This window comes from Streptomyces sp. NBC_00620 (assembly GCF_026341825.1).
Classification (GTDB): domain Bacteria; phylum Actinomycetota; class Actinomycetes; order Streptomycetales; family Streptomycetaceae; genus Streptomyces.
In genome coordinates this window covers 1,106,972-1,128,370 of the sequence record NZ_JAPENY010000003.1, presented here as the reverse complement: position 1 = coordinate 1,128,370, position 21,399 = coordinate 1,106,972, and the positions used below count along the sequence as shown (strand labels likewise).

At 71.4% G+C, this 21,399-nt stretch carries 18 protein-coding genes; 5 read left to right on the top strand and 13 right to left on the bottom strand.

What is annotated here, in order from left to right:
• The first annotated feature begins 143 nt into the window (after positions 1–143).
• Entirely contained in the window at positions 144–959 is an 816-nt protein-coding gene (locus tag OG246_RS36325; protein WP_266473011.1) for an IclR family transcriptional regulator C-terminal domain-containing protein, read from the top strand.
• Here the strand turns inward: OG246_RS36325 and OG246_RS36320 are convergent.
• The 3 genes from OG246_RS36320 to OG246_RS36310 are packed head-to-tail and all read right to left on the bottom strand — an operon-like array spanning position 910 to position 3,064.
• A complete protein-coding gene (locus tag OG246_RS36320; RefSeq protein ID WP_266473010.1) occupies positions 910–1,836 on the bottom strand; it encodes a PDR/VanB family oxidoreductase in 927 nt (308 codons plus the stop codon). The two genes, OG246_RS36325 and OG246_RS36320, sit on opposite strands and share 50 nt — an antisense overlap.
• Positions 1,833–2,003, bottom strand: a complete 171-nt coding sequence (locus OG246_RS36315) for a hypothetical protein (RefSeq protein WP_266473009.1) — start codon at positions 2,001–2,003, stop codon at positions 1,833–1,835. The genes OG246_RS36320 and OG246_RS36315 overlap by 4 nt, the downstream gene beginning before the upstream one ends.
• On the bottom strand, positions 2,000–3,064 hold the full coding sequence (locus OG246_RS36310; protein WP_266473008.1) for an aromatic ring-hydroxylating dioxygenase subunit alpha: 1,065 nt from the start codon (positions 3,062–3,064) through the stop codon (positions 2,000–2,002). Before OG246_RS36310 ends, OG246_RS36315 begins: the two co-directional genes overlap by 4 nt.
• A 295-nt stretch (positions 3,065–3,359) precedes the next feature.
• Here OG246_RS36310 and OG246_RS36305 point away from each other — a divergent pair, with 295 nt between their 5' ends.
• Both OG246_RS36305 and OG246_RS36300 read left to right on the top strand, forming a co-directional pair.
• A complete protein-coding gene (locus OG246_RS36305; RefSeq protein ID WP_266473006.1) occupies positions 3,360–4,847 on the top strand; it encodes a hypothetical protein in 1,488 nt (495 codons plus the stop codon).
• 25 nt (positions 4,848–4,872) lie between these two features.
• Positions 4,873–5,199 carry a hypothetical protein gene (locus OG246_RS36300; RefSeq protein ID WP_266473005.1) on the top strand — a complete coding sequence of 109 codons (327 nt, stop codon included), beginning with the start codon at positions 4,873–4,875 and terminating at the stop codon, positions 5,197–5,199.
• Positions 5,200–5,231: 32 nt separating this feature from the next.
• On the opposite strand, the gene OG246_RS36295 is transcribed toward OG246_RS36300, so the two are convergent.
• From OG246_RS36295 to OG246_RS36260, 8 genes are all read right to left on the bottom strand, one after another.
• Positions 5,232–6,569: a protein kinase gene (locus OG246_RS36295; protein WP_266473004.1), complete on the bottom strand. Its 1,338-nt coding sequence runs from the start codon at positions 6,567–6,569 to the stop codon at positions 5,232–5,234.
• On the bottom strand, positions 6,566–7,519 hold the full coding sequence (locus OG246_RS36290) for a PP2C family serine/threonine-protein phosphatase (RefSeq protein ID WP_266473003.1): 954 nt from the start codon (positions 7,517–7,519) through the stop codon (positions 6,566–6,568). The genes OG246_RS36295 and OG246_RS36290 overlap by 4 nt, the downstream gene beginning before the upstream one ends.
• Positions 7,513–8,193 (bottom strand): VWA domain-containing protein, encoded by a 681-nt coding sequence (locus tag OG246_RS36285; RefSeq protein WP_266474964.1) that lies wholly within the window; start codon positions 8,191–8,193, stop codon positions 7,513–7,515. Before OG246_RS36285 ends, OG246_RS36290 begins: the two co-directional genes overlap by 7 nt.
• 99 nt (positions 8,194–8,292) lie before the next feature.
• Entirely contained in the window at positions 8,293–8,418 is a 126-nt protein-coding gene (locus OG246_RS36280; protein WP_266473002.1) for a hypothetical protein, read from the bottom strand.
• Positions 8,419–8,492: 74 nt separating this feature from the next.
• Positions 8,493–10,136 (bottom strand): hypothetical protein, encoded by a 1,644-nt coding sequence (locus tag OG246_RS36275; RefSeq protein WP_266473001.1) that lies wholly within the window; start codon positions 10,134–10,136, stop codon positions 8,493–8,495.
• Positions 10,136–12,685, bottom strand: coding sequence for a GTPase-associated protein 1-related protein (locus OG246_RS36270; RefSeq protein ID WP_266472999.1), 2,550 nt, complete (start codon positions 12,683–12,685; stop codon positions 10,136–10,138). Before OG246_RS36270 ends, OG246_RS36275 begins: the two co-directional genes overlap by 1 nt.
• The gene (locus tag OG246_RS36265; RefSeq protein WP_266472998.1) at positions 12,682–13,923 is read right to left on the bottom strand and encodes a hypothetical protein; all 1,242 of its coding nucleotides are present in this window, start codon (positions 13,921–13,923) and stop codon (positions 12,682–12,684) included. The genes OG246_RS36270 and OG246_RS36265 overlap by 4 nt, the downstream gene beginning before the upstream one ends.
• Before the next feature lies 1 nt (position 13,924).
• Positions 13,925–16,087, bottom strand: a complete 2,163-nt coding sequence (locus OG246_RS36260; protein ID WP_266472997.1) for a hypothetical protein — start codon at positions 16,085–16,087, stop codon at positions 13,925–13,927.
• Between the two features lie 430 nt (positions 16,088–16,517).
• Here OG246_RS36260 and OG246_RS36255 point away from each other — a divergent pair, with 430 nt between their 5' ends.
• Positions 16,518–18,569, top strand: a complete 2,052-nt coding sequence (locus tag OG246_RS36255) for a phosphocholine-specific phospholipase C (RefSeq protein ID WP_266472995.1) — start codon at positions 16,518–16,520, stop codon at positions 18,567–18,569.
• Between the two features lie 64 nt (positions 18,570–18,633).
• Positions 18,634–19,485 carry a phospholipid scramblase-related protein gene (locus OG246_RS36250; RefSeq protein WP_266472993.1) on the top strand — a complete coding sequence of 284 codons (852 nt, stop codon included), beginning with the start codon at positions 18,634–18,636 and terminating at the stop codon, positions 19,483–19,485.
• A 64-nt stretch (positions 19,486–19,549) separates the two neighbouring features.
• Here the strand turns inward: OG246_RS36250 and OG246_RS36245 are convergent, their stop codons facing one another.
• On the bottom strand, positions 19,550–20,527 hold the full coding sequence (locus OG246_RS36245) for a DMT family transporter (protein ID WP_266472992.1): 978 nt from the start codon (positions 20,525–20,527) through the stop codon (positions 19,550–19,552).
• Positions 20,524–21,375 carry a phosphatase PAP2 family protein gene (locus tag OG246_RS36240; RefSeq protein ID WP_266472991.1) on the bottom strand — a complete coding sequence of 284 codons (852 nt, stop codon included), beginning with the start codon at positions 21,373–21,375 and terminating at the stop codon, positions 20,524–20,526. The genes OG246_RS36245 and OG246_RS36240 overlap by 4 nt, the downstream gene beginning before the upstream one ends.
• Between the last annotated feature and the right edge of the window lie 24 nt (positions 21,376–21,399).

Here is a 21,399-nt window from a genome sequence, read left to right as displayed (position 1 = left end):
CACCGCACAATAGTGCTCAGCGGGAAACTAGGACCCCGTTTCGACGGGGTCAATCCTTTTCGCTGACAATATTGTTGACAGTTACCGAAATGCGTCCTGGAGTGCGCAGAAGGCGCACTCCGTGCGTCCATCTGGAGGCGACGATGCCTGCAGCAGCCCGCGCGCCCCATTTTGTCCGGTCCTTCGAACGGGGCCTCGCCGTCATCCGTGCATTCGACGCGGACCACCCGGAATTGACGCTCAGTCAGGTGGCTCGGACCTGCGACATGACCCGCGCGGCGGCCCGCCGCTTCCTGCTGACGCTCCTCGACCTCGGATACGTGCACACCGACGGCCGGATGTTCCGGCTCACCCCCCGTGTGCTGGAGCTCGGCTACTCCTACCTCTCCGGCTTCACCCTGCCGGACCTCGCTGAACCCCATCTGGAGCAACTCGTCGCGCAGGTACGGGAGTCGTCCTCGCTCTGTGTCCTGGACGGCGACGACATCGTGTACGTGGCTCGTGTCCCCACCAGCCGCATCATGACCGCGACGATCACCGTCGGCACCCGCTTCCCGGCCCATGTGACCTCCGTGGGACGGGTGATGCTCGCCCATCTGCCGGACGAGGAGATCGACGCCCGGCTCGCCCGCGCCGAACTACGGCCCCTGACGGCACGCACCATCGTCTCGGCCGAGTCGCTCAAGGCGGAGCTCCTGCGGGTACGGCGCCAGGGGTACGCCATCGTCGACCAGGAACTGGAGGAGGGGCTGCGCTCGGTCGCCGCCCCGGTGCGGGACCGGGACGGCGAGGTCGTGGCGGCCGTGAACATCCCGGTGCACGCCAGCCGCAACTCCATGGACTCCGTGCGCCGCGACCTGCTGCCCCACCTGCTCGCCACCGTGGCCCGTATCGAGGCGGACCTCAAGGTCACAGGTCCAGCACGAGCCGCCTCTCCAGACAGCGAGAGACGCAGATGAGCATCGTCTCGCCGGCCGCCCGCTCCTCGTCGCTGAGCACCGAGTCCCGGTGGTCCGGGGTCCCTTCGATGACGTCCGTCTCGCAGGTCCCGCAGGTGCCCTCGGTGCAGGAGTAGAGCACCTCCACGCCCGCGGCCCGCACGGTGTCGAGGACGGAGACATCGGCGGGGACGGTCAGGGTGCGCCCGCTCCGCGACAGCACCACCTCGAACTCCCGGTCCGGGCCGCTCTCCTGGACCTTCGGCTGGAAGCGCTCGACATGCAGGAGCCCGGCGGGACACCGCTTCTCGACCGCGTCCAGGAGCGGGCCGGGTCCGCAGCAGTAGACCAGGGCGTCGGGAGCGTCGAGGGAGGCCAGATCCAGCAGCCCGGTCTCGTCCTGCGGGGCGATGGTCACCCTGTCCCCGTAGCGGGCCAACTCCTCGGTGAACGCCATGGACTCGCGCGTACGCCCGCCGTACAGCAGCGTCCACTCCGCGCCCGCCGCCTCCGCCGCGGCGAGCATCGGCAGGATGGGGGTGATGCCGATGCCGCCCGCGACGAACCGGTAACGCGGGGCGTCCTGGAGGGCGAAGTGATTGCGCGGGCCGCGCACCCGCACCTTGTCACCCTCGCTCAACTCCTCGTGCACGTACGACGATCCGCCGCGCCCATCCGGCTCGCGCAGCACCGCGATCCGCCATGAACGCCGGTCGGCCGGATCGCCGCACAGCGAGTACTGGCGCTCAAGCTCCGGCCCGAGGGCCACGTCGATGTGGGCGCCCGGCTGCCAGCGGGGGAGTTCCTCGCCGAGAGGGTGGCGGAGGGTGAGGGCGAGCACGCCGTCGGCGGCGAACTCCCTCTGCTCGACGACGAGTTCGGCCTCGTACAAGGTCATTGTGCCTGTCCTCGTGGCTCGTGGCCTTCGGGGTGGCCGAGCATCCACTCCCACATCTCGATCGGGTCCTGGGCGGAGTGCTCGGCACCGCAGTGACAGGTGCCGTGCAGGATGTCCGTGCCCGGCACCCAGTCGATGCGGTAGATCTCGCCGGTCGGGCTCGTCACAGCACCTTCTCCATCGGCTTGTCGCCCTCCTCGACAAGGCGGGCGAGGATACGGCGGGCGGCCAGGCCGCCGGTGTCGATGTTGATGCTGAGCTCCTGGTAGCCGCCGCGCTCCGAACCCAGCGTCTTCTGCAGCAGGTTGAGCGCGTCCACGTCCTGCATGACGACGGTGTGGTTGTTGCTCCGCAGGAACTCGGTGACCTCGGTGTCGTCCGTGGCCCAGTCGCGCGAGACCGCCCAGAAGTCGTACACCTTGCCGTCCGAGGAGGGCGTGATGGCGTAGGTGATCTCGGTGTGGAAGCCGTTCGGGTCGCTGCCGTCCGCCTCGGGCAGCACACCGGCCGGTGCGATGCGGCTGTGCAGGAGGTAGAGACACGGGGCGTGGTACTCGATGTCCTGCCAGCGGGTGATCCGGCCCTCGATGCCGGTCGAACGGGCGTAGAACGGCGGGCACTCGGCGTCGTCCATGTGCCGGCTGACCCGCACGATCCCCGCGCCCTCGTCGACCTCGGTGGTGATCGGCGTCTCGGCGACCTCGGGGCTGCCGATGTAGCCGCCGTGCAGATACGTCTCGTGCGAGAGGTCGAGCAGGTTGTCCACGAGCAGCCCGTAGTCGGCGTCGATCGGCTCCATGCCGCAGACCGTGAGCCACTCGGGGGAGTCGAGGTGGCGGGCGCGCGGGATGGCCTCCGGGTCGGCGAGCGCCGGGTCACCGATCCAGACCCAGATCAGGGAGTCCTGCTCGACCAGCGGGTAGGAGGCGACCCGGGCGGTGCGCGGTATGCGTTTCTGCCCCGGCACGTACACGCACGCGCCCGTCGTGTCGTACGTGAACCCGTGGTAGCCGCACACGATCCGGTCGCCGTCGAGCCGGCTCTCCGAGAGCGGGAACCGGCGGTGCACACAGCGGTCGGACAGGGCGACGGCCGTCCCGTCGTCCTCGGTCCGGTAGAACACGAGCGGTTCCCCGAGGATCGTCCGACCGAGCAGCTCGCGCCCCACCTCGTGCGAGTAGGCGGCGACGTACCACTGGTTCCTGGCGAAGGAGGTCATGTGAGGCATGGCGTTCCCGTCCCTGAGAGCGAGGCCTCGTCGCCCCGCTGGTCACCAGGTTCGTGACGGGCACCACAGGTCGGCAAGGCTGCTTCCGTCAGACGGAAGGCTTGGCCGGTGTGGATCGCGGCCCCAGGCCCCGGTTCCGGAGAACGGCGGGCGGCAGAACGGGAGTTGAGCGAAGTGCTGCCCCGCTACCTGCGCAAGCTCTACCGTGGAGGGAGCGCACAACACCGGATACCGGGATGTGCTGGGCAGCCGCCGGGGGGAACGTATGCCGCTCACCAGTGCCAGTCTCACGCCCTTGCCGAAATACCGTACGGACCTCGTCACACGCCGGCTGTGCGCCACGGTCCATCTCGACGAGGTCCTCGCGCGGGCGGTGTGGGAGGAGTACGTGGAGGACGGGCTGCAGGCGGTGGCGCTGCCGCAGGGGATCAATCTGGTCGCCCTGGTACGGCATACGCAGCAGGCCATCGCCCGGTGGCGGCACCGGGACCAGGCGCTGGCCGTCGCGGCTGTCGTGCTGCCGGCGGCGACGGCACTGGCGCTGTGGCAGGTCGTCGCAGGTAACCAGGGCATGGCCGCGGTCTCGGCCGCAGTGGCCGTCGTAACGCTGGTGGCCGCCTGGTGGGTGGCCCACGGGGCCGAGTTGGGGGCACGGCGCGCGGCGCTGGTACTGGGGCGGGAGGGAGCCCCCGCGATGGACCTGGCGCCGCCGCTCGGCCCGGAGGTGGAGCAGCGGCTGGAGTCCATGAAGCGGGCGAACTTCGTCGCGTACAACGCCAAGGTGGAGAGGATCAATCCCTTCGTGGGGAGCGGCTGGCGGATCACCGAGTCGGTCTGGGACGCGGTCGACGTGAGCCGTCCGGCCAAGGACGACCAGGGCCGGGACAAGCAGATCATCCCGTTCGACGCCGCCGATCTGCACCACTACCTGGCCGTCGAGATGCCCAAGATCGTGGGCCTCGAGACACTCCACGCCCGCAATCGCCTGTACGTCCGCGGGCTGCACGTGTCGTACCTGGGGAAGGACGTGCTGCCCGACGCGACCCGCCCACCGGTCGTCGTCGTGCCCAAGCAGCTGGTGAAGAGCGGGACGGTGCAGACGGGCGCGGGCGCGGAGACGTATCTGTGTCTGCGCATGCTGGGACCGGGCGGGCGCGTGGTGGTGACCATGCATCTGCGGGCCCATCTGCTGATGCCCCGTCTGACGTGGGAGGTCACCGCGTATGTGATCCCGCCGCTGTCCGAGCGCTTCGACGCGGTGGAGTACCTGCCGACCGGTCCCGTACGGCTGTGGTGGCACACCGTCCGCACGGTCAACCGCGGTTTCCGGCACACACTGTTCGGCGCTCTGGGGCGACTGAACGGGGAGGGTGCGCGGATGCGCCGCAAGGCGCGCCTGCTGAGCCAGATCCGCAAGGAGATCCGCAAGGGCCGGACGGACTGGGACTACGGCGCGGAGAACGGGCTGCGCGAGGCCGTCGCGGACTGGGACCGCATGGGGTACATCGAACGGCGGGACACCTCCCACTACTTCAAGCGGCTGGAGCAGGGCGTGCTCCTGGCCACCGGGGCCTTCCTCAGGGCACACAACGTCGACACCTCCGACTTCGAGGAGACCGAGAAGCGGATCGTCAACGCGCAGACCTACAACTTCGCGGGCCCGATCACCGGCCCCGCGCAGTTCGGCAACCACCTTCAGCAGGTCAACCACCAGCAGCACACGCCCCCGCCCGGTCCCGCGCAGGGCGGCGGAGGCCAGCAGGGTCCGCCCGGCCGTCCGTGAGCAACTCCCCGAGGAGGCAGCACCCATGAGCAGCAACTTCAACTTCAACGGTCCCATCAGCGGCCCCGTCCAGGCGGGTGACCACACCGTCCAGCACAACACCGTCTACAACAGCGGGACTTCGACCGCCGAAGCGCTGCGGCTGGCCACCGACCTCGTCCGCGAACTCGGCCCGTCGGCACCGCCCGAGGCCGAAGCGGTACGCGCCGAACTGGCCCGCGCCGAGGCGAGCAACGAACCGCCCGACCACGGCCGGATCCGGGCCTGGCTCAACACCGTGAGCCTGGGGGTCGGCACCGGCAGCAGCGCGCTGGTCCTTTCCGAGGGCATCATGCGCGCCCTCGGCGGCTGACCGGACCCGACACAAGCCGACGGGCCACCGGTTCAGGACGAGTGCACCACGGCCTCCGCCCCGCCGCCCAGATCCACCCCGAGCCCCGGCCGCAGCGAGACCGAGCGGCCGGGTTCGACCTCGTGCGCCGTGCCGTCCGTACGGCGGGCGTGCCAGGTCTCCTGGGAGCGGTTGGTCAGCCCGAACTGGCCGGGGCGCTTGGGGTTCTCCGACAGTTCCGCGATGACCGCGCCGGGGGAGTAGTCGTGGCGCTTGGGCTCGGCCTCCAGATGATGGCCGTAGAGCCGGGCGTCCCGGCCGAGCCGAACCGTGCGGACGGTGCGCGGATGCGCGGTGGTGACCACCAGCCAGGCGGGCATGACCAGGGTCTTTCCGCAGCTCCAACAGGAGGGGCCGGTCTGGGAGTCGGGCTCGGTCATGTTCTGCCGGCCGCAGTCGGAGCAGATCACGATGGTGTCGCGGATCTTGCTCAGCGTCTCCCGCCACTGCGACTCGCGCACTCGCCGGGACGGCTCCCTGAGCCCCTCCGTGAAACTGTGCACGAACAGATCCTGCAGCGCGGGAGGCGCGGCGCCCCAGGTCGCCAGCACGGTGGTCTGCTCGTGTGCGTCGGGGCGGTTGGACTGATCGGCGGGATCGAAGACGAACACCGGGTTCGTGCCGTACAGCTTCTTCTCGGCGGCCTCGTCCAGACAGCGGATCCGCAACTCCGCGACGCCCTTGAGAGGGTGATGGTTCATCAGCAGCATGAAGAGAAGTACGGCCAGGGAGTGCAGGTCCGTCTGGGTGCTGGGCGTCGCGCCGTCGTCGCCGCGTACCAGCTCCGGGGCCATGAACTCCATCGTGCCTGCGATGCCCGAGACGGCCCCCTCCACCACCGCGTTGTCGTTGTCGCAGACCAGTACGTCCCCGGTGGCCGGGTCGAAGAAGATGTTGCCCCAGGAGATGTCGCGGTAGGCGACGCCTCTGGAGTGCAGGGCCTTGTACGCCTCCACCATGTGGATCCCGGCGGTCACCAACTCCTGGTAATGGACGCTCACTTGGCGGCGGAAGAGCTCCGGCAGGCCCCGGAAGCGGTCCGGGCGCAGGTCCATCAGGTAGCCGAAGCCCCCGGCGTTGTCCGATACGACCTGCTGGGGCCAGAGGAACCGCTCGTCGGTGAAGCCGCGGCCCACCAGATCCTCCACGATCTGCAGTTGCTGATCGGTGGCGCAGCCGGGGTAGTACCACTTCAGGGCACGCTCCCCGGCGGGGGTGCGCACCCGGTAGACCTCTCCCTGGCCCCCGGATCCCAGGAGACCGACGATCATGACGCCCGCGCCGTCCTCGTCGGTGAGCGTGGTGCCAGTGGGGAGCATGCCGTTCGTCATTCTTCCTCCGTACCGGTCCAGGTGCTCGCCGCGGTGCCGCTGGGGCTCGCCGCAGTGGCGCTCGGGCTTGCCGCGGTGCCGCCCGGGCTCGCTGCGGCCCGCCAGGCCGCGGCCACCGTCGTGTCGTCGCCCGAGTATTTCGCCGCCTGGGCCAGCCACTTGGGCAGATCGTCCGCGACCGCCGAGGGGCCCTGCTCCCGCAGCCGTTCATAGGTGCCCCGGACGAAGTCCTGGTAGCCCTGGCGGTCCACGAAGCTCTTGGAGAGCCCGTCCGTCGACAGCAGCACCAGCGCGGGCGAACTGTCCGCGGCGGTGATCGGGGACCAGTGCACCCGCATCAGGTCCCATGCCTGCCGGCTGCACAACGAGTCCGTCTCGTCGCCCAGTTCCGGCCGGCCGGAATCGAGCGGCAGCCGGATCTTCCCCCGCGGGTCGACCATCGCCAGCTCGCCGTCCCCGAGCTGCCAGCCCACCAGGAGTCCCGGGGTGATGACGGCACCGATGAGCGTCGTCCCGTACGGCACCAGATCCTGTTGCCGCACACCTTCCGGGGCGGGCGGCGCAGGGCCCGGCCCGGTGGCGTTGCGGCGGGCGTGCTCCAGGACCTCGTCCTGCCAGCACCGGACCAGCTCGCGGGGCATCCGGTCCCGGGCGTCGGCCTTGAGCCGGGGCAGGGGCAGTGAGCCGAGGGCGCGTTCCGCGAACTCCTTGCCCAGCCGGCCGAAGATCTCCACCGCGTAGCGGGCGCCCACATCGCTGTGGGCATGGGCGGCCGAGCCGTGTCCGTCGGCGACCGCCAGCACCGCGGCGTCCTGGCCGGGGACCAGGTCGGCGTACACGCAGTCCTGGTAGTTCTTCTTGTGCGGGCCCATCACGTGTTCGCAGAGGATCCGCCAGTGGTCACCCGAGGACAAGCCGGTCGCTTCAGCCGCGCCGGGCACGGTCACCACACGTCGTCATCGTCGTCGGCCGTCGTCACGGTGGGCGGGGCGTAGGGCGCGTACCCGCCGCCCAGCGTCTTGTTGTCGGCCGCGGCCGCGACCGGGGTTGAGGCCGCCTTGACGGCCACCGTCGAGGCCCAGCGGATGGCGGCGGCCAGCTGCTTGGGGCTGTTGGCGTCGAACGGCTCCAGCTCCGGGTTGGCGAGGAACTCCTTGAGCATGGCCCGGTCGACGTCCTCGCCGATGCCGATCGAGACCCGCACCGCGCGCTTGCCCCAGGGCGTCGCGTCGACCGCTCTGAGACCGGAGCGCCAGTCGTCGGTGGGCTGCCCGTCCGAGACCAGCGCGAGGACGGGCTTCAGGGCCCGCTCCGGCATGGGCGGCATCTCCAGCTCACGGGCCACCAGCTTCAAGGCCTCGCCGAGATTGGTGATGCCGTCCGGCTGGACGTCCTGCCAGTGGAAGTCGTCGACCGGTGTGGAGGTCGGCTGCTGCCAGCGCGCGCTGGTGGAGAAGGTGAGGGCCCGCACCATCAGCGAGGCCGCCGGATTGTCCTTGGCCACCGCCCGCATCTCGGGCAGGGCCTCCTTGATGGCGAAGTTGAGCGCGCCGATCTTTCCGTTGACCCCCATGGAATACGAGGTGTCCAGTATCCAGAAGAAATGGACCGGACGGCTGGCCATCGCTCCGCCTGGGATATCGCTCACGGTTCGTCCCCCTCAGTCTGATCGGCTGTCCGCCTGATCGGCCATCCGCCCGATGCGCGCTGTCCGCCCGATCGGCTATCCGTTCGTGAGAGCGAGGACCAGGGCGCCCAGGGGGAGCAGCAGGACGGCAGCCACCGACACCGCGAACATCCCGAGAATCACGCGGCGCTGCCGGCACACGTGGGTGGGCAATTGCGTCATCTCCGGCTCCCCCTCCGCAGACTCGCCCATTTCCGGGCTGCCTCATCGAAGATACTCGTGGCTCTGAGCTGCCGTCAGGAGCTTTCGGCAACACCCGGATCCGTCGTCGGCCGTGGCGGAATCCGACCGGAGGCAACCGCCGGACGCGCCTTCTTGATCCGCAGTCCGGTCCGGCGCAGAAGCCACAGGACCGGCTCCGCCGCATGCCGCCGTTCGGCCGGGTGGGGCTGTGTGCCGACGGCGTCCTGCGCACTCAGCGCGGTGAACCGGCAGGCCCCGAAGTCGTGTTCGAGGCCGCGCACCAGATTCTCCAGCCCCACCGCCCGCAGCCAGCCGTCGACGCCGTCGGTCAGTGTCGGCAGTGAGTCCAGTCGGTGGAGCACGTCCTTCTTGGTCACCACGACCGCCACCGGAGTCTGCCGGCGGCGTCCCGACATGGCGGCCAGTTCACCGGAAAGCCGTTCGTAGGTGTGCATCGGGCTCTCCGCCGAAGGGGAGGCCAGATCGGCCCGCGTCCGTTCGTCGGGAGGCAGCCCGTCGTAGACCGAAGGGTCGGCCAGCGCGTCCACGACCAGCACGAGGGCGTCGGCATGGGCGAGATACTCCTGCTCGCGCAGCCGCTCGTGGGATTCGAGGTTCTCGCCCCGTGGGTCGTACAGGTACAGCAGCCGCTTGCGGTAGCGCTTCCCGACGTACAGCATGACCGCGGTCGGCTGGACGGCCGTCGTCTTGCCGATGCCCCCGCCGGACGCCAGCTGGGCCGCGTCGCGTTCGTACTCGCGGCGGTCCGCGTCCCGGGCGAACCGGACCGAGAGCTCCCCGCCGTTCATCCGCGCGAGCAGCCCGGCGACCATCGCCTGCAGCAGCATCGACTTGCCCGAGGACGTGCCGCCGATCAGCGGCACATGAACGAGCCGGGCTGAGCCGAGGCCGTCCGGGAGCGGGAGGGAGCACTCGGGGCACTCGGCGTCGAGCCGGTGCCGCCCGGTGAGGAAGCTGGTACGGAGCACCTGGCCGCATTCGCAGACGCGGCGCAGGACGCCGTAGCGGCCGGGCCGCAGCGAACGGTGCGGATGGCGGCAGCCGGGACACCGGTACACGGGGAGCGCCACCGAGTGATAGCACCCCGGGTGGGGGCACTTCATCCGGATCCGTCCCACGACCAGCCGGCCCGAGTCGATGCCGCGCAGGCACAGGGCGGCCAGGACCAGTGCGGCACAGCCGGCGCCGAGCAGCACCCCGAACACCAGCGTCGTGGCGGCGGCGGTCGCGGCGGCGGCGAGGCTGCCGAGGAGCGCGCCCAGGGCGACGCCGACGCTGAAGAACCGCAGGAAGAGCACCTCCCACGTCTCCCGCCTTCCGTACGGTTTCCGGTACAGGTTCCACATCGAGCGGACCCGGTCCTTCATCCATACGTCCACCACGCGCCGCCAGATGTCGGTCGCGCCCACCGCCGTGGCGCTGACGGCGTCCGTCCACGCCTGCTGTGCCCAATAGGCCCGGTAGGCGGGTTCGGTTCCGCCGGGCGGCCGCACCCGGGCGTCATAGGTTCCGGGCCGCCACGGACCCAGGCTCTTGCCGGTCTCCCTGACGAACCGCGCGTACGCGACGGGAGCGGAACGCAGCAGGTTCCAGACGATGACCGGCGACTGTATGAAGAGCAGGACGACGAGGGCCGACACCCACGGGGAGCCGGAGAAGAGATCGCTCGGCGACATCAGCGTTCCTCCGCTCCCGGTTGCGTCTCCACCGTGCCGGGGCCCGCGTCCCGCCAGCTCTTCGACGGGCGGGCGCCGCCGGCTCCGGACCCGCGCCGGCGCCCCCAGCGGCGGGCCAGGCCCGGCCGGTACCAGTCCCGCCACCGGTCGGCCCAGGTGCCGCTCACCTCGGCCAGCTCCGACTCGGCCGCTGACAGATGGGGTTCCGGCAGTCTGCGTACGGCCGGTTTCAGGAACTGGTCGAGCAGGCGGAGCCGGACGCGGTCCCAGGCCGGGTTGAAGTCGCCGAAGCTGTTCCACGCGATGAACAGGGCCGCCAGGTGGCACGGGTCGCGCTGCAGCCGGTCAAGGGTCACCGAACTCCGGGCCTCTGCCTCGTAGGTGTCCATCAGACCCTCGTCGCCGTAGCGCACGAGTTGCTCCAGCTCGTCCTTGAGCAGCATCCCGGCCACGCCGGCGCGGACCCTGGCCTCGGGGGCGGCGCCGCTGAGGATGCGGGCCACCAGACCGCGGGCCAGCCTGCGTTCCAGGCTGTCGTCCAGCGGGCGGGCCCGGTCGCGCAGCGCGATGGCGTACGAGGTGAAGCCGCGCTCGGCCTGGCCGGTGCGGATGTCCTCGGCGTGCAGCAGCAGGTTCAGTCCGTCACGCACACGCGGTTCGGCCAGCCCGAGGCCCGGCGGCAGGGCGGACAGCAGGGCCCGGGCCACCTCGGGGGCGTCCGGGTCGGCGGCGTCGGCGGCGAGCGCGGTGCGGGCCAGCTGGTGATCGAGACCACTGGCCGTCAGCAGATCCGGCGGGGTCTGGGCAAGGAGCATCAGCGCGTCGTCCATCGACGGCCGCCGCCCGGGCCAGGTCAGCAGGAAGGCGGTCCGCAGGACGGACGGATCGGCGGCTTCCTGCCACTTGGCCTCCCGGATCAGCCGGTTCATCATCCGCAGTCCGCTGTCGGGATCCCGCGTCCCGCGTCCGGCGGCCGCGACCGCGCGCAGATGGGGATAGTCGGCCAGCTCGGCCGGGTCCAGCGTGGCGTCCAGGCCGGCCAGTACGGGAACCACCGGGATCGGGTCGCCGGACAGGGCCACGTCGTTGAGGCGGTCGAGCAGGGCGCCGCGCACTCCCCGCGACCCGGGCCCGGACACCGCGGCCGCCACTTCGCGGGCGGACGGGCCGGAACCGGGGGAGCCGTCCGCGGCGCGCGCCAGCAGATGGTCGGCCAGCCGCACCCCCGGCGCGGCCGGCGGCGGGTGTCCGACGAGGTCGGTGGCCAGCGTTTCACCCAGACTCAGCAGGGTGAGGAGCCGCTCGGTCGACACGTCCGGATCGGCGAGCAGGACGGTGAGCCGAGGACCCAGCTCCCGGGCCAGCTCGAAACAGGCATCCGGGGTCAGCGCCGAGCGGAGACTGCCGGGCACCGCGCCCCGGCCGTCGATCACGGCGCGCACCGTGCCGCGCGCCAGGGTTTCGGTGACCTCGGGCGGCCACCGGGCAGCGAGGGCGTCCAGCAGCCCGGGCAGCGCGTCGGTGCCGGTGCTGTCGGCGTCCTCGGCGAGCAGGGTCTCCAGGAAACGCTGCCAGAAGGTCTCGTCCCGCTGGTCCGCGTGGCGCAGGGCCCAGGTGGTGCCGGCGGCCCGGCCGGTCGACTCCAGGGGGATGCCCTCGTACAGCGCGTAGGAGGCCAGTACCTCCGCGTCGAAGGGCGCGTCGACCGCCGCCCGCATCAGGAGGTCGGGCCGGCCTGCCAGCCAGACGCGGGCGGCCACCTCCGCCCAGGGCGCGGTGCGGGGCTCGCTCGACGTGCCGCCGAGGCAGTGGTGGAAGCGGAACTGGTGGCCCAGGTCGGCAGAGGCGTACCCGAATTCGGCGTCCGCGAGCACCCCCACGATCTGCTGTTCGGCGAGGTAGGGGCGACGGGTGTACGTGGTGAAGGTCAGCGTCGGCGCGTAGGCGGGCGGCAGCGCCGCACAGGCCAGGGCGACCCACAGGGCGACTTCCTCCGCACCCTCCTCGACCATCACCAGGGTGGGCGCCCGCTCGTCCTCGAACAGCCGCCGTACGTCCGACAGGAACGGCGCGAGGCGTTCGGCCCGGCGCCGGGCGAAGGCCGTGAGCCGCTGCCGTCCGATCCGGTCGCCCGGGCTCAGCGCCTCCAGCGGCGGCGCACCGTCCACCGGCGTGACGCTCCGCCAGTCCGGCGACTCCCAGGCAGCGATGGGCAGCATCCGGCCGGGCAGCCCGGCGCCCGGCGGGACCAGCAGGGCGTGCGCGTGGAAGTTGCCGTAGCGGCCGCTGTAGTCGGCGCCGGTGTAGCGCGTACGGCTGAGCACTCCGGTGCCGTCGGGCAGCAGGCTGAAGCCGAACGCGACGGGGAAGGCGGGCAGTTCGGCCTCGGTCGGCCTGGCCGGGGCGTCGCGCGGCGGCTCGTAGCCAAGGAGTGGTTCGGCCAGCCGCAGCAGAGCGGGGTCGGTGTCCGGGCTCGTGGCGGTGAAGCGGAAACCGGAGCCGTCCGGGCCGGGTGGGGCGGAGGTGTAGTGCAGTTGACGGAGCGTCATCGGGGCTCACGTCCCTTCCGGGCGGTACGGGCCGTGCGGACGGGAAGCAGGCCGCGCCGACCGAGCAGCCACAGCAGTGGATCCTCGACGCGCAGCGGCCGAGGCCCCGACTTCGGGGCGTCCGAGGGCGACTCGGCGGGCGGCGGTGCGCCGAGCGCGGAGAGGCAGAAGAGTGAGAACTCGGCGAAGTCCCGGTCGAGTTGGCGGTAGAGCACCCCGCCGTCCCACTCGTCGAGCAGCGCACGCGCGTCCTGGCCCACGGCGACCCGGTCGCTGTCGTCCAGGGCTCCCGCACGGACGGCCGGACGGCCGAGGGTCGATCCGTGTGGCAGCCAGGCGCGCAGGACGTCGCTCTTGGTGATCGCCACCGCCAGCGGTGTGGTGACCTTGCCCTTGCCCTCGCCTCTGCGGCGGCCGCGCAACTGGGCGGCGAGGTCGGCGGCTATCTGCTCCGGGGCGGTCTCCACCGGCGGCAACTGCCCTGCCAGCTCCGGCAGTTGCTCCCGTACGGTCCGCAACTGCAGTGGGTCCACCAGCAGGATGACGCCGTCGGCCGCGGCCAGATAGGCGGTGTAGCGGTCCATGGCCTCGGCACTGGCCAGGTCCTCGCCCGCCGCGTCGAAGAACACCAGGGCGGTGTGCCTGCTGCCGTCGCGCAGACCGCCCACTCCGTGCCGAGGTGTGCTCAGCCGGAAGATCAGCGGGTCGTTGAAGCGCATGGCGGCCGGCTGGGTGGGCCCGGGCAGCAGCAGCCGGTGGTAGAGGTCGTCCTCCATGGCCCGGTACCGCTGCTGTGTCGCGCTGCCCATGCTGGCCAGGGCCGCGTTGAACTCCCGCCCCACCCTGTTGCGCAACTCGTGGGCGAGCACGGTGACGTAGGTGCTCTTTCCCGCACTCTTCGGGCCGATCAGGGCGATGATCCGGCTGCTCTGGTCGCAGTAGTCGCTGGGCAGGTCGTTGTGGCAGTTGCGGCAGACCCGCACCGGGGTGCCCACACCGCACGCGGGGCAGGGCGCGCGCCCGCGCCCGGTGCGCAGGCCGCGCGGCGCGTCGAAGCAGGGACCGCGCTGGGCGGCGGGCCCGCCGGCCGGAGCACCGGTGAACGCCGCCCACCTGCCGTCCGGTTCGGGCGCGCAGGGCGCCGCACCGCGCACACCGGTACGCGCCATCAGGCAGCGGTAGGCCAGCCGGGAGGCGCGGTCGGAGGTGAAGCAGTAGGGGCAGACGATGGTCGTCATGTCAGCGCACCACCAGAGTGTCGGACGGCGGATGGTCCAGTTGCGCGTCGGGAGCGCCGGCTCCGAGCAGGAAGCCGCGCAGCAGATAGGGCTTGGTCCGGCCGCGCAGGTCGATCTCGGTGCGCACCGGCTCCCCGGCGGCCAACCGGTCCCCGGTCAGGCGCAGTTCCTCGATGCCGTGCCGCGGATGCAGCGGGGCGATGCTCTCCCGGCCGACCAGCAGGAAGTCCGGGCAGTCGGTCGTGCCGGGTGAGGCGCCGGGGAGTTCGGCCCGCACCTCGACCATGCGCCGCGCGCCTGCCCGCCAGCCCGGCTTGACCAGCCGGTAGGAGAGCCGTATCCGGGACGGCACCCGTATGTGCCCCTCCCCGGAGATCACGAACTCCGCGTCGCCGGAGGGCAGCGGGGTCACGGCCACGTCGAGCGCCTCGCCGCCCGCCGTCAGGCTCAGCCCCTCCCGCAGATAGGCGCTGCGGGTCACCCGCCGCTCCCGGGCCACACCGCTCTGCCGCCATCCGACGAGCACCACGGGGGCCGGATCGGGCCACTCGAAACCGAGCCGCACCGTGTCGCCGGGGCCGCGCTCGGCGGTCATGCCACGGACCGGGGTCTGGGCCTCGACCAGCACGCTGGGCCCCGCGACCGCGTGGCGGCCGAGCACCGTCACCGCGGTGATCCGCACCGAGGTGCCCGCCGCCGGCTCGAGCAGGGGAGAGGACAGGGGCGGCTTCGGCAGCTTCGTGGTGAAGCCGTCCGGCAGTTCGGCGCCGGCCTCGGGCGGCGGCCCGCTCCACTGCACCAGCAGGACCTCGCCCCGGGCCGGCGGAATCCAGCTGAGCCGTACCGGACCGGTCGCGGTGTGCTGCTCGCCGGTCAGCGACTCGACCGGCCGGGGCCACTCCTCTACCTCCACGCGGGCGGTCACGCCCAGGGAGCGGACGGTCCGCCGGTCGGGCCCCGCGTACTCGCAGTGGATCTCATAGGAATACGTTCCGGGCTCCAACGGCCCGTCCTCGAAGCCGTCCTGACGGCATGTCACTTCGGTTTCGCTGCCGCCGTGGTCGCGCAGCGCGCGGATCGCCACCGCCGCGGCGGGTGCCCGCCAGGTGGCGCTGACGCCGTGCCGTCCGGTGGTCAGCGTCAGTTCACGCACCTCCGGGGCGACCAGCAGGGGGTCGCTGATCCGGGGCCGCCCGGCGATCCGTCCGTCCCGCAGCGGGAGAATCGCGTAGCGCACCCTGCTGCCGGGTACGGCGGCCGTGTCGGTCACCTGGGTCGCCGTACCCGGCACGCCGACCTCGGTGTGCCGGTGCGGCTTGCCCGGTGGGTGGCGCAGGACCCGGTAGAGGATGGTCCCGGCCTGGTCGGTGGCGGCGTTCCAGGTGACCGTGACGCCGTCGTGTCCGGCCTCCGCGCGGACCGGAAGGAGGCCCGGGGCCACGGGTGCCCCGGCCTCCGCGGCCCGCAGCAGACCGGTGAGCGCCCTCGGTTCGTCGACGGCGTACCGGGCCGTGACCAGATAGCCGGTGGCCGCCTGCCGGTATTCGCCCTTCCGGTGCAGCGTGTCCGCCCGGGCCAGTGCCTCGTCGGTGCCGGCGCGCAGTTCGGCCACGGACGCCAGCAGCCCGCGCAGCTCCGGGTCGGCCATGACCCCGGCCAGCCGGGCCGCGTACCGTTCCGCCCGGCACAACTGCCGACCGGTCAGGGCCTCGTGGATATTCCCGGCCGCCTCCCCGTCGAGCCGCCCGGCCGGCTTCAGGCACGCGGACACGGAGGCGACCAGCTCCGCCGCCTCGTCCTTGTCCACGCCCAGCTCCACCGCGGCCGGGACACTGATTCCGTCGGGGTGGTCCTGGAGCAGCAGCACCAGTTCGTGGACGACGACACGGCGCAGGCCCATCGGGTCGGCGCCCAGGATTTCCGCCGCCCGGTCGAGGAGGGCCGTCGCCTGCGCCCGGTGCGGCCCGCCTTCGCGCCGCCAGTGCTCCCGCTGCGCCTCGACGTAGGCCTCGTCGACGCGCAGCCACGTCATGCCGCGTCCACGGAACCAGAGTCCGTCGAGCACTTTGAACTCGGGGCGTACGCCCCGGGCGCCGAGCAGTTCAGCGGTGTGCCGGAAGCCGAGGGAGCGCAGCCCCGAGGACCAGGCCGCGTGACCGGTCATCCCAGGAGTCAACGGCAGTTCGAGAGGCGCCCACGCGCTCCCCGGCCGCTTCCCCCGCCCCCCGTGATACGGCACCCCGCGACCCCCCGCCGCATGTCGCCCACCCCTGACCGGCCTTGGGCATCGGCAGGTCCGGGACAGGCTGGAGAGACCATTGCAGCAGATTCGACAGGTGTCCGCCCCGCCTTTGACAGGTCGGACCCGGGGCCGCCGAACGCGATGCCGCGGCACCTGCCGACACCGCTCGCAAAGCCGTGCCGCAGGGGCCTCTCGGGAAGCGGCAGTCGCCGAGCATCTCCCGTACCGCCGACTTTCACATCAGCGACACCCGACCCTTTCCTGACGTTTGGTGTGCCTGCAAAACTCCCTTCGCGCAGGTTCCATCATCATCGGGCGATACGCGCCCCGTCAGGACAGAGGTCACCCACCCATGCCTCAAGTGAATCGGCGCCGCTTCCTCCAGCTCGCCGGCGGCACCGCGGCGTTCACCGCGCTGTCCAACAGCATCGAGCGTGCGGCGGCGCTGCCCGCGCACCACGGTTCCGGCACGATCGACGATGTCGAGCACATCGTCGTCCTGATGCAGGAGAACCGTTCTTTCGACCACTACTTCGGCTCGCTCAGGGGCGTCCGCGGCTTCGGCGACCCGGTTCCGGCCACGACGTCGGGCGACAAGTCGGTCTGGTACCAGTCGGACGGCACCAAGGACGTGCTCCCCTTCCGGCCCGACGCCGACGACCTGGGCATGCAGTTCATCCAGGACCTCCCGCACGGCTGGAGCGACGGGCACGCCGCGTTCAACAAGGGCAAGTACGACAAATGGGTGCCCAACAAGTCGTCGACGACGATGGCGTACCTGACGCGTGAGGACATCCCGTTCCACTACGCGCTGGCCGACTCCTTCACCATCTGCGACGCCTACCACTGTTCGTTCATCGGCTCCACCGACCCGAACCGCTACTACATGTGGACGGGCTACACCGGCAACGACGGCACCGGCGGCGGCCCGGTCCTCGGCAACGACGAGGTCGGCTACGACTGGACGACGTACCCCGAGCGCCTCGAAGCGGCCGGCGTCTCCTGGAAGATCTACCAGGACGTCGGCGACGGCCTGGACGCGAACGGTTCCTGGGGCTGGATCCCCGACGCCTACCGGGGCAACTACGGCGACAACTCGCTGCTGTACTTCAACAAGTACCGCAACGCCGAGCCCGGCGACCCGCTCTACGACAAGGCCCGCACCGGCACCGACGCCCGCAAGGGCGAGGGCTTCTTCGACCAGCTGAAGGCCGACGTCAAGGGCAAGAAGCTGCCGAAGATCTCCTGGATCGTCGCACCCGAGGCGTTCACCGAGCACCCCAACTGGCCCGCGAACTACGGTGCTTGGTACATCGCCCAGGTCCTCGACGCGCTCACCTCCGACCCCGAGGTGTGGAGCAAGACGGCGCTGTTCATCACGTACGACGAGAACGACGGCTTCTTCGACCACCTCGTGCCGCCGTTCCCGCCGCAGTCCGCCGCCCAGGGCAAGTCCACGGTCGACGTCGGCCCGGACCTCTACGCGGGCGACGCGAGCCGCACGGCCGGTCCGTACGGGATGGGCCAGCGGGTGCCGATGCTCGTCGTCTCGCCCTGGAGCAAGGGCGGTTACGTCTGCTCCGAGACGCTCGACCACACCTCCATCATCCAGTTCATGGAGCGCCGCTTCGGCGTGCACGAGCCCAACATCTCGCCCTGGCGTCGTGCGGTCAGCGGTGACCTCAGCTCGGCCTTCGACTTCGCCCGCAAGGACACCAGGCCGGTCGCGCTGCCGGACACCGACGGCTACCAGCCGCCGGACGGCGACCGTCACCCCGACTACGTGCCGACCCCGCCCGCGAACCCCGCCCTGCCCAAGCAGGAGCGCGGCTCGCGCCCGGCCCGCCCGCTCAAGTACGCGCCCCTGGTGGACGGTTCGGCGGACGCGGCGGCCGGAAAGTTCACGCTCACCTTCGGCTCCGGCGCCAAGGCCGGCGCCGCCTTCCTCGTCACGTCCGGCAACCGCACCGACGGCCCCTGGACCTACACCACCGAGGCGGGCAGGAAGGTTTCGGACACCTGGAACTCGGCGTACTCGAACGGCGCGTACGACCTGACGGTGCACGGCCCGAACGGCTTCCTGCGCACGTTCAAGGGTTCCGGCAGGAAGGCCGGACCCGAGGTCACCGCGCGGCACACGGGCGGCAACGTCGAGCTGACCCTCACCAACAAGGGCTCCGGCACGGTCGAACTGAAGGTGAGCAGCGGCTACGGCGGCCCGTCGAAGTCGTTCAAGGTGCGGGCGGGCGCGACCGTGAAGCACACCTTCGACCTGCGGGCGAGCAAGCGCTGGTACGACCTGACCGTCGTGTCGGCCACGGACGCGAGCTTCCTGCGCCGGTTCGCCGGACATGTGGAGAACGGCCGCCCGGGCGTGAGCGACCCGGCGATCGTGACCGCCTGACGGAGCACAGGATGCCTAACCAACTGCTGGTTGATTTCAAGACATCTCGCGGTAGTGTGCCCCGGTGACCACGCATTCGAACACACCTGCAGGCTGGTACCCGGATCCGAACGGGGCGCCCCAGACACAGCGCTACTGGGACGGCTCGCAATGGACCGAGCACACGAATGCGGACCAGCAGGCCCAGTCCGCGCAGCAGATTCCGCAGCAGCCCCAGCCGGCGTACGCCCCGACGCAGCCCGCCGCGGGTCCCGACCCGCGCGTGCAGCGTCAGGTGCACCAGCAGGCCGGGGTCGCGGCGAACGGCGCGGGCGGCGGCACCCTGTTCACCGAGCCGGTCCTGGTGGTCAACCAGAAGGCCAAGCTCATCGAGCTGACCAACGAGTACAAGGTCATGGACCAGCAGGGCAACCAGCTCGGTTCGGTCGTCCAGGTCGGACAGAGCGCGCTGAAGAAGATCCTCCGCTTCGTCGCCAGCATCGACCAGTTCATGACCCACAAGCTGGAGATCCGTGACGCGTACGGCCAGCCGCAACTGCTGCTGACGCGCCCCGCGAAGTTCATGAAGTCGCGGGTGCTCGTGGCGCGTCCGGACGGTTCGCCCGTCGGCGAGATCGTCCAGCAGAACATGATCGGGAAGATCAACTTCGCGATCAACGCGAACGGTCAGCAGGTCGGCGCGATCAAGGCGGAGAACTGGCGCGCCTGGAACTTCGCGATCGTCGACCAGTCGGACAACGAGGTCGCCCGGATCACCAAGACCTGGGAAGGCCTGGCCAAGACGATGTTCACCACCGCGGACAACTACGTCCTGCAGATCCACTACCAGCTCCCCGAACCCCTGCTGAGCCTGGTCGTCGCGACGGCGCTGACCGTCGACACGGCCCTCAAGCAGGACTCCCGCGGGCTGGGCTGACACGACACCACAAAGGAAAGGGCGGCCGCGAATATATCCGCGGCCGCCCTTTCCCGTGGCGGTTCTAGTGGGCCGTCAAATGCCCAGGGTTCGGTTGCTGCGGCAGCAACGAGGGTTCGTACGCCGCCGACTCGGGTTCCAGGGCCAGCACCGCGGCGACCGGGTGGTCGTCGACAGCCAGGACTCGGACCGGTAGATCGTCGGCCATGGACGCGAGGACGAGCTCGGGCGCCGACCGCGACAGCGTCACCACGCCCCACGCCGCGACCCCGGCTCCCATGAGAGCCAGCAGTACGCCCGCCGCGCCGCCCTGAAGGCGTTCGCCGAGCAGGGACAGGCCGATCACCGCGGCGGCCAGCGGATTGGCGAGTGTCACGACGGCCAGGGGCGCGCCGAGGCCGCCCCGGTACGCGGTCTGCGACAGGAGCAGTCCGCCCGCCGCGAAGGCCGCCACCAGCACGGCCACCACGATCACCTGGACACTGAGCAGCGACTCCGAGCGGTCCGTCGCGGCCACCGTCACCGTCTGGGTGAGCGCCGAGGCGACACCGGAGGCGAAGCCCGAGGCAGTCGCGTGCCGCAGCCCGGGCCGCGCGCCCCGTCGCGCGAGAGCGCCGATCAGTACGGCCGTCGTGCCGGCGACGGCCAGCGCCTGCGGCACGCTCAGCACGTCGTCGGGCGCGGGCCCGGACGCCGTGACGAGCAGCGCCGCAAGGCCGATCAGGGTGAGCGCGGTGCCGCGCCACTCGACCGGGCTGACCCGCCGCCCGGCGACCCGCGCCCCCAGCGGCACCGCGGCCACCAGGGTGAGCGCACCGAGCGGCTGCACCAGCGTGAGGGTGCCGTACTTGAGCGCGGCCACGTGCAGCAGCGCCGCGGACGCGTTCAGCGCGACCGACCACCACCAGGCCCCGCTGCCCAGCAGGCGCAGCATGCCCGAGTCGGAACTGCGGGAGGCGAGCCGCTCCTGCGCCACGGCCGCGGCGGCGTACGCGACGGCCGAGAACAGCGACAGGACGATGGCGGCGGCCGTGGCGTTCATCGGCCGGCTCCCACGAGCTCCGGTATGTCCCGTACGGAGTCGTCGGCACGTTCCTGAACGCGCCCCGCCGTTGTCGTCGTCCGGTGCGGCAGGTGGATCACCGCGAGGGCGATCCCGAGCAGCGCGGCCGCCACGATCGCGTCGAGCCAGTAGTGGTTGGCCGTACCGACTATCACCACCAGGGTGACCAGTGGATGCAGCAGCCACAGCCAGCGCCACCGGGACCGGGTCGCGGCGATCAGGCCGATCGCGACCATCAGGGCCCAGCCGAAGTGCAGCGACGGCATCGCCGCGAACTGGTTCGCCACCGCGTCGGTCGCGGGATGAGCCCCGTACACCGTGGGCCCGTACGCCTGCCCCGTGTCTACGAGACCCGCGGCCTTCAGCAGCCGCGGCGGCGCGAGAGGGAAGAAGAGGTGCCCGACAAGGGCGGCGCCGGTGACCACCGCGAGGACGCGGCGCGCCCACACGTAGTGGGCCGGGCGCTTCAGGTACAGCCAGACCAGGAAGGCCACCGTGGCCGGGAAGTGGACGGTCGCGTAGTAGGTGTTCGCGATGTGCACGAGGGTGTCGCTGTGCAGCAGCGCGTTCTGCACGGCGCCTTCGCCGGGCAGGTGGAGGGACCGCTCCCAGTCCCACACGCGGTCCGCGTTGCGGAAGGCCTCGGCGGTGTGGCCGGTGGCCAGCTGTCGGCCGACCTTGTAGACGAGGAAGAGTCCCACGACGAGCAGGAGCTCGCGAAGGAGAGGCGGGCGTGCGGCGGTGTCTTCCGGCGACGCCCGGCGGCGTATGGCCGACGCGGGCTCCGGTTCTGTCTCGGACTCTGCAGGCTCGGTACGGGAATCCATCCCCCGGCCCCCTTGCTGACGGTC

Coding starts and splice junctions, on each gene's coding strand:
- OG246_RS36270 (WP_266472999.1), bottom strand. CDS start 12,685: ATGACGCTCCGTCAACTGCACTACACCTCCGCCCCACCCGGCCCGGAC.
- OG246_RS36300 (WP_266473005.1), top strand. CDS start 4,873: ATGAGCAGCAACTTCAACTTCAACGGTCCCATCAGCGGCCCCGTCCAG.
- OG246_RS36245 (WP_266472992.1), bottom strand. CDS start 20,527: ATGAACGCCACGGCCGCCGCCATCGTCCTGTCGCTGTTCTCGGCCGTC.
- OG246_RS36285 (WP_266474964.1), bottom strand. CDS start 8,193: ATGGCCAGCCGTCCGGTCCATTTCTTCTGGATACTGGACACCTCGTAT.
- OG246_RS36320 (WP_266473010.1), bottom strand. CDS start 1,836: ATGACCTTGTACGAGGCCGAACTCGTCGTCGAGCAGAGGGAGTTCGCC.
- OG246_RS36255 (WP_266472995.1), top strand. CDS start 16,518: ATGCCTCAAGTGAATCGGCGCCGCTTCCTCCAGCTCGCCGGCGGCACC.
- OG246_RS36240 (WP_266472991.1), bottom strand. CDS start 21,375: ATGGATTCCCGTACCGAGCCTGCAGAGTCCGAGACAGAACCGGAGCCC.
- OG246_RS36295 (WP_266473004.1), bottom strand. CDS start 6,569: ATGACGAACGGCATGCTCCCCACTGGCACCACGCTCACCGACGAGGAC.
- OG246_RS36275 (WP_266473001.1), bottom strand. CDS start 10,136: ATGTCGCCGAGCGATCTCTTCTCCGGCTCCCCGTGGGTGTCGGCCCTC.
- OG246_RS36265 (WP_266472998.1), bottom strand. CDS start 13,923: ATGACGACCATCGTCTGCCCCTACTGCTTCACCTCCGACCGCGCCTCC.
- OG246_RS36325 (WP_266473011.1), top strand. CDS start 144: ATGCCTGCAGCAGCCCGCGCGCCCCATTTTGTCCGGTCCTTCGAACGG.
- OG246_RS36280 (WP_266473002.1), bottom strand. CDS start 8,418: ATGACGCAATTGCCCACCCACGTGTGCCGGCAGCGCCGCGTGATTCTC.
- OG246_RS36310 (WP_266473008.1), bottom strand. CDS start 3,064: ATGCCTCACATGACCTCCTTCGCCAGGAACCAGTGGTACGTCGCCGCC.
- OG246_RS36260 (WP_266472997.1), bottom strand. CDS start 16,087: ATGACCGGTCACGCGGCCTGGTCCTCGGGGCTGCGCTCCCTCGGCTTC.